Origin of the sequence: Streptomyces sp. UNOC14_S4, from assembly GCF_020740835.1 — a bacterium.
Taxonomy (GTDB): domain Bacteria; phylum Actinomycetota; class Actinomycetes; order Streptomycetales; family Streptomycetaceae; genus Streptomyces.
Genome location: NZ_JAINFC010000481.1, coordinates 1 through 5,710, shown reverse-complemented (window position 1 = coordinate 5,710; position 5,710 = coordinate 1). Strand labels below are relative to the sequence as shown.

Sequence of the window (5,710 nt, the reverse complement as noted above, 5' to 3'; positions counted from 1 at the left end):
CAGCCTGCACCGGGCGGCCCGGAGCCCGGCGACGACCGTGGCGGCGTACTGCGCCACCTGCCGCTCGGTCTCCCCGGCCGCCCGGTGCAGGCTGTCGTCCATGCCCGTGCTGATCACGGCGTCACCGCGGTCCGCCATGCGGCGCACCGCCCCGCCCAGCTCGCGCAGGCCCTCGGCGGCCGCCTCCAGCTGCGCGAAGAGCGCGGAGGCCACCGTGGCCGCCTGCTGCGGGGTATAGAGCGCCCACTCCTGCTTCAGCAGGGTCGCGAGTGCCCGCGCGGCCTCGGTGGCGGTGCAGGCCAGGGTGAGGGTCTCGGCGGGCTCGTGGGGGCCGCGCTCCGCCGCGAAACGGATCTCCTGGGCGAGGTCGGCGGTGTACGGCTCGTCCGCCGCCGCGCCCCAGAGCTCCCGCCAGTCGCCTCCGGCACCGGGGTTCGTGGGGTCGCTCACCGCTGTCCCTCCGCGGCCGGGTCGAACCAGAGGTGGACCTGCCCGGTGCCGATCCCGCTCTCGTACGCGCTGAAGCGGCGGCCCGGCACCCGGCAGCCCGCGCCGCCCAGGGCGCCGGCCAGCATCAGGTAGTGGCCGAAGCGGGCCTCGGGCGCGAAGCGGCGGTACTCCGGCATGGTCCCGATCACCCGGTCGTGGCGGCCCTCCTCCAGCCAGGCGATGCGCTGCTCGTCCGCCGCGCGGGCCTCGGGCGTGACGATGTTGTCCGGGTCCCCCGCCATGCGGGCGCGCAGCTCGGCCAGCGGCCGGAAGCGGTGGGAGAGCCCGCCGGAGGCGATCAGCAGCACCTTGCGGTCGAGGTGGGCGACCGCCTCGGCGATGACCTCACCGGCCTGAAGGTAGTCCTCGGTGGTCGCGGTCTGGCAGACCGAGACGGAGAGCCAGGGCGTGCCCTCCCGTCCGAGGTACGTCCAGAGGTTGAGCGTCGCGTAGTGGACCGGCAGATACGGGTCGTCGTTCGCGGCGAGCCACACCGGGCGCTTCGCCGCGAACTCCGCGACCGCCCCGGCCAGCTCCGGGTCGCCGGGGAGGTCGTAGGGCAGCCGGTTGATGGCGCCGGGCATCTCGTCCGAGGTGAACAGGCCCGAGCGGCGCGCGTGGGCGGTGATCACCGTTTCGGTGGTCGTCGCCCAGTGGGAGTCGAGGACCACGACGGCGTCGTGACCGGTCGTGTCCACGACCTCCGTGCCGAGCCGCTCCAGCCCGGTCGCGAGGGTGAAGTCACGGCCGCCGTTCTCCTGGATGCGTATCTGCTCGGGGAACATGATGACGGGTGCGTGCGAGAGCAGTCCCGCACCGACGATGTCGCCCATGGGCGGTCTCCTTATACAGGGCTGTATGCGGGAAGGGCTACGGGACGAGAAGGAGCTTTCCGGAGGTGCGGCGCGCCGCGAGGTCGGTGTGCGCGCGGGCGGCCTCGGCGAGCGGGTAGGTCCCGGCGACGGTGAAGTCCAGCGTGCCGTCGAGGATGCCCCGGAACACCTCGCCCGCCCGCCACTCGAACTCCTCCACGGTGGCGCGGAAGTGCTCCAGGTAGGGCCGGGTCAGGGTGAGCGAGCCGCCCCACAGCAGCCGCATCACGTCGACGGGCGGCACCGCGCCGCTGGCACCGCCGAAGAGGACGAGCGTGCCCCGGGTGCGCAGCGAGGCCAGGCTCGCGTCGAAGGTGGCGGCGCCGACGCCGTCGTAGACCGCGTGCACGCCCTCCCCGCCGGTGAGCGCGCGGACCTCGGCGGCCAGGTCGTCGGTCTCCGTGTAGCGGACGACCTCGTCGGCACCGTTGGCGCGGGCGGTCTTCTCCTTCTCCTCGGTGGACACCGTGCCGATGACGCGGACTCCGCGCCGCTTGAGCAGCTGGGTGAGCAGGAGCCCGACGCCACCGGCGGCGGCGTGGACGAGCACGGTCTCCCCCTCGCGGGCGGGGTAGGAGTCGTGGGCGAGGAAGTGGGCGGTCATGCCGTGGACGAGCACGCCGCCCGCGGTGCGCAGGTCGAGCCCGTCGGGCACGACGATGGCCTTGTCCTCGGGGACGACCACGCGGCTGGCGTAGCTGCCGAGCACGGTGGTCCAGGCGACCCGGTCGCCCGCCTTGAAGCGGGTGACGCCGGGGCCGGTGGACAGCACGACGCCGGAGCCCTCCTCGCCGGGCACGCACGGCACGGGCAGGGGGTAGCGGCCCTCGCGGCGGTAGAGGTCGATGAAGTTGACCCCGGCCGCGGCGAGCGCGACGAGGATCTGTCCCTCGCCGGGCTCGGGGTCGGGCCGCTCCACGTACCGCTGGACCTCGGGCCCGCCGGTCTCACGGATCTCGATCGCGTGCATCAGTGCATTCCCTTCACATCGGTCAGCGTGACGTCGTAGGTGCGCAGCCAGTCGTCGAGCCGGACGGTGGACTCCACGAGGATCCGTTCGAACTCGGAGAGGCTGCCGGTGGTGGTGCGGCCGGTGAGCCGCCGTACGGCGTCGCCGTCGAGGAACGGGCTCAGGGGCGCGTCCCCTTCGGCCGCCGCGGCCAGGCCCGTGATGAGGGCGCGGTCGTAGGCGGGGTCCTGGATCGAGGGGTAGGCGGCCTTCCTGCGGCGCAGCACGGACGGCGGCAGCAGGTCGGCGGCGGCCTCGCGCAGCAGGCCCTTCTCCTGGCCGCCGGTGGTCTTCATCTCCCAGGGGACGTTGAAGACGTACTCGACGAGGCGGTGGTCGCAGAACGGCACCCGGCCCTCCAGGCCGGTGGCCATGCCCATGCGGTCCTTCTTGTCGAGGAGGATGGGCAGCCAGCGGGTGAGGGTGAGGTGGCCGAGCTCGCGGGTGCGGCCCGCCGTCGCGTCCTCGCCGTCCAGCCGGGGCACCTCGGCGAGCGCGGTGCGGTACAGGTCGGCCTGGTACTCCCCCAGGTCGATGCCGTCGACGAACCAGGGGTGGAACAGCGAGCGGGGGTCGAGGCCGCGGTGCGCGCCCAGCTTGAGCCAGGGGAAGGTGTCGGCTGCGCGCGCCCCGGGGTCGGAGAACCACAGGTAGCCGCCGAAGACCTCGTCCGCGCCCTCGCCGGACAGCGCCACGGTGGCGTGCTCCCGGACGGCGGCGAAGAGCAGGTGGAGGGACACGTCGAGGTCCGCGAAGTTGAACGGAAGGTCCCAGGCGCGCAGCACCCTCGCGCGGACGGCCGGGTCGAGGAGCCCGGCGCGGTCGAGGACGATCGCGTGGTGGTCGCTGCCGATGTGCCGGGCGACCTCCAGGGCGTACGGGCCGTCCGGCGTGGGCCGGATGGGGTCGGCGACGAAGTTCTCGGTGTGCCCGGTGAAGTCCACGGAGAACGTGGACAGTTGCCGCCCCTCCGCGGCGCGGGTGCGGGCGGCGAGCGCGGCGATGGTGCTGGAGTCGAGGCCACCGGAGAGCAGCGAGACGAGGGGGACGTCCGCGACCATCTGGCGCGGCACGATGTCGTCGAGCAGGTCACGGACGGTGGCCACGGTGGTGGGCAGGTCGTCGGTGTGCGGGCGGGCTTCGAGGGCCCAGTAGCGCTCCTCGCGGATGCCGTCGCGGCCGACGCGCAGCAGGTGACCGGGGGTCAGCTCGCGCATGCCGCGGAACGGTACGCGGCCGGGGGTGCGCAGGAAGAGCAGCGCGTCGCAGAGCTCCTCGGCGGAGGCGCTCGTCTCCGCGAGGGGGTGGGCGAGGATCGCCTTGGGCTCGGAGCCGAAGAGCACGCCGTCGGGCGTCGGCCAGTAGTAGAGGGGCTTGACGCCCAGCCGGTCCCGGACGAGGAGCAGTTCCTCATGGAGGGTGTCCCAGATGGCGATGGAGTACATGCCGTTCAGCCGCTCGGCGAAGTCCGCGCCCCACTCCAGGTAGGCGCGCAGCGCGACCTCGGTGTCGCTGCGGGTGGTGAACCGGTGACCCTTGAGGACGAGTTCCTCGCGCAGCTCGCGGTAGTTGTAGATCTCGCCGCCGTACGAGATCACCGCGCGCGGCAGCCGGCCGGGGCCGCGCTCGGGGGTGCGCATGGGCTGGGTGCCGTGCGCGAGGTCGATGACGGAGAGCCGCCGATGGCCGAGCGCGGCGTGGGCGTCGGCCCATACGCCGCGGGCGTCCGGCCCCCTGGGGGTCAGGGTGTCGGTCATGAGGTCGACGGCCGCCGTGTGCAGGGTGAGGTCGCGGGCGAAATCGACCCAGCCCGTAATGCCGCACATGTCACACACCGTCACTTTCGAGCCAGGGGCCGCGGCGCCAGCCGTCGAGGTCGTAGTCGTCGAGGCAGTCCTGCACGAACGCCTCGTAGCGGGCGAGGCTGCCGCGGTTCGTCGCCCACCGCAGGGCGTCGAGCCGGACCTGCTCGCCGTTGCCCGAGTAGTTGCGCTCGTAGAGCTCGTGGCGGGCGCCGAACTCGGTGCCGATGGCGTCCCAGACCAGCTTGAGCAGCTTGATCCGGTCGAGGGCGCTGGTGTCCGAGCCCCGGTAGAAGCGGTCGATGAGCGGCCGCAGTTCGGGGTTGGCCAGGTCGCGGCCGCTGGAGGGGACGGCGAGGGGTGCGCCGCCGAGGGTGGTCTCGAAGAGCTCGTGGACGCGGTCCCAGACCTGGGCGTTGTACATCCGCATCGCGGACGCGTGCTCCAGCCGGGGCACGACGGTGCCGCCGCTGCCCGGCTCGGGGTCGTGGGCCATGGCCGTGGTCAGCGCCCACACCATGTCCCGCATGGTGACGACCTCGCCGACGGCGGCCTGCACCCCGCGGAACTCGTCGGTGCCGTTGGCCCGGGTGCCACGGGAGAGCAGCCCGGCCATGAGCTCCAGCTTGACGCTCAGCCGGATGCCCGACTGGAAGTTGTAGAGGTTGGGGAAGCCGGAGGTGGCGTAGAAGCCGGTGGCGCGCTGGATGTCGCGGTATACGAGGACGTCCTCCCAGGGGATCAGGGCCTCGTCGAGCAGAAGGACACTGTCGTTCTCGTCGAACCGGCTGCTCAGCGGGTAGTCGAAGGCGCTGCCACGGGCGTAGGGGGTGCGGCAGACGAGCTTGACGCCGGGGTTGTCCATGCGGACGAAGAAGACGAGCGCGAACGCCTCGGCCTTGCCGGGGGCGAGGGCCGCCGAGCCGACCGGGGCGACGAACCCGGCGTTGGTGATGGCGGACCCGGTGGCCAGCATCTTGGCCCCGCTGACGACGACGCCCGCGTCGGTCTCGCGCACGGCGTGCACGAAGACGTCCTCCATGTCGTGGATGGCGCGCTTGCGGTCGACGGGCGGGTTGATGATGACGTGGTTGAGGTAGAGCGCCTTGCTCGCGAATTCCCGGTACCAGGCGGTGGCGTTGCCGGCGTACGGCCCGTAGTAGTCGGCGTTGACGCCGAGGCCTGCCATGAAGGACGCCTTGTACTCGGGGGTGCGCCCGAGAAACCCGTAGCCCATGCGGGCCCAGGTGGCGATGGCCTCCCGGGCCTCGACGAGGTCCGCGGCCGAGCGGCTGGGCTTGAAGAACTTGTGGGTACGGATGCCGGTGGCCGTGTCGACCCCGGTGAGGACGTCGGCGGTGGCCGGGTCGTGCAGGGCGTCGTAGAGCCGGGCGACGGACAGGGCGGAGTTACGGAAGGCGGGGTGGCGGGTGACGTCCTTGACGCGCTCGCCGTCAAGGTAGACGTGGCGCCCGTCGCGAAGGCTCTCCAGATATTCGTCGCCCGTCATGAGGGCGTTGGCGGGGGCGCCGTGGGGG

Annotated in this window: 4 protein-coding genes and 1 pseudogene; all 5 read right to left on the bottom strand. The window is 72.8% G+C overall.

From position 1 onward, the window contains the following. Positions 1 to 450: pseudogene (locus tag K6I34_RS30060) on the bottom strand (hypothetical protein); the annotation flags it as partial. After that, positions 447 to 1,322, bottom strand: a complete 876-nt coding sequence (locus K6I34_RS30055; RefSeq protein WP_229330717.1) for a catechol 1,2-dioxygenase — start codon at positions 1,320 to 1,322, stop codon at positions 447 to 449. The gene K6I34_RS30055 and the pseudogene K6I34_RS30060, both read right to left, overlap by 4 nt. Before the next feature lie 37 nt (positions 1,323 to 1,359). Then, positions 1,360 to 2,331 (bottom strand): quinone oxidoreductase, encoded by a 972-nt coding sequence (locus K6I34_RS30050; RefSeq protein WP_229330715.1) that lies wholly within the window; start codon positions 2,329 to 2,331, stop codon positions 1,360 to 1,362. Further along, positions 2,331 to 4,196, bottom strand: a complete 1,866-nt coding sequence (gene asnB / locus K6I34_RS30045) for an asparagine synthase (glutamine-hydrolyzing) (protein ID WP_229330713.1) — start codon at positions 4,194 to 4,196, stop codon at positions 2,331 to 2,333. Before asnB ends, K6I34_RS30050 begins: the two co-directional genes overlap by 1 nt. A gap of 1 nt (position 4,197) precedes the next feature. Further along, positions 4,198 to 5,710 (bottom strand): 4-hydroxyphenylacetate 3-hydroxylase family protein (locus tag K6I34_RS30040; protein ID WP_229330710.1); only part of this gene is annotated, 1,513 nt, incomplete at its 5' end.

Bases quoted from the DNA above. Each gene is read 5' to 3' on its own strand.
- K6I34_RS30055 (WP_229330717.1), bottom strand. From the start codon at position 1,322: ATGGGCGACATCGTCGGTGCGGGACTGCTCTCGCACGCACCCGTCATC.
- K6I34_RS30050 (WP_229330715.1), bottom strand. From the start codon at position 2,331: ATGCACGCGATCGAGATCCGTGAGACCGGCGGGCCCGAGGTCCAGCGG.
- asnB (WP_229330713.1), bottom strand. From the start codon at position 4,196: ATGTGCGGCATTACGGGCTGGGTCGATTTCGCCCGCGACCTCACCCTG.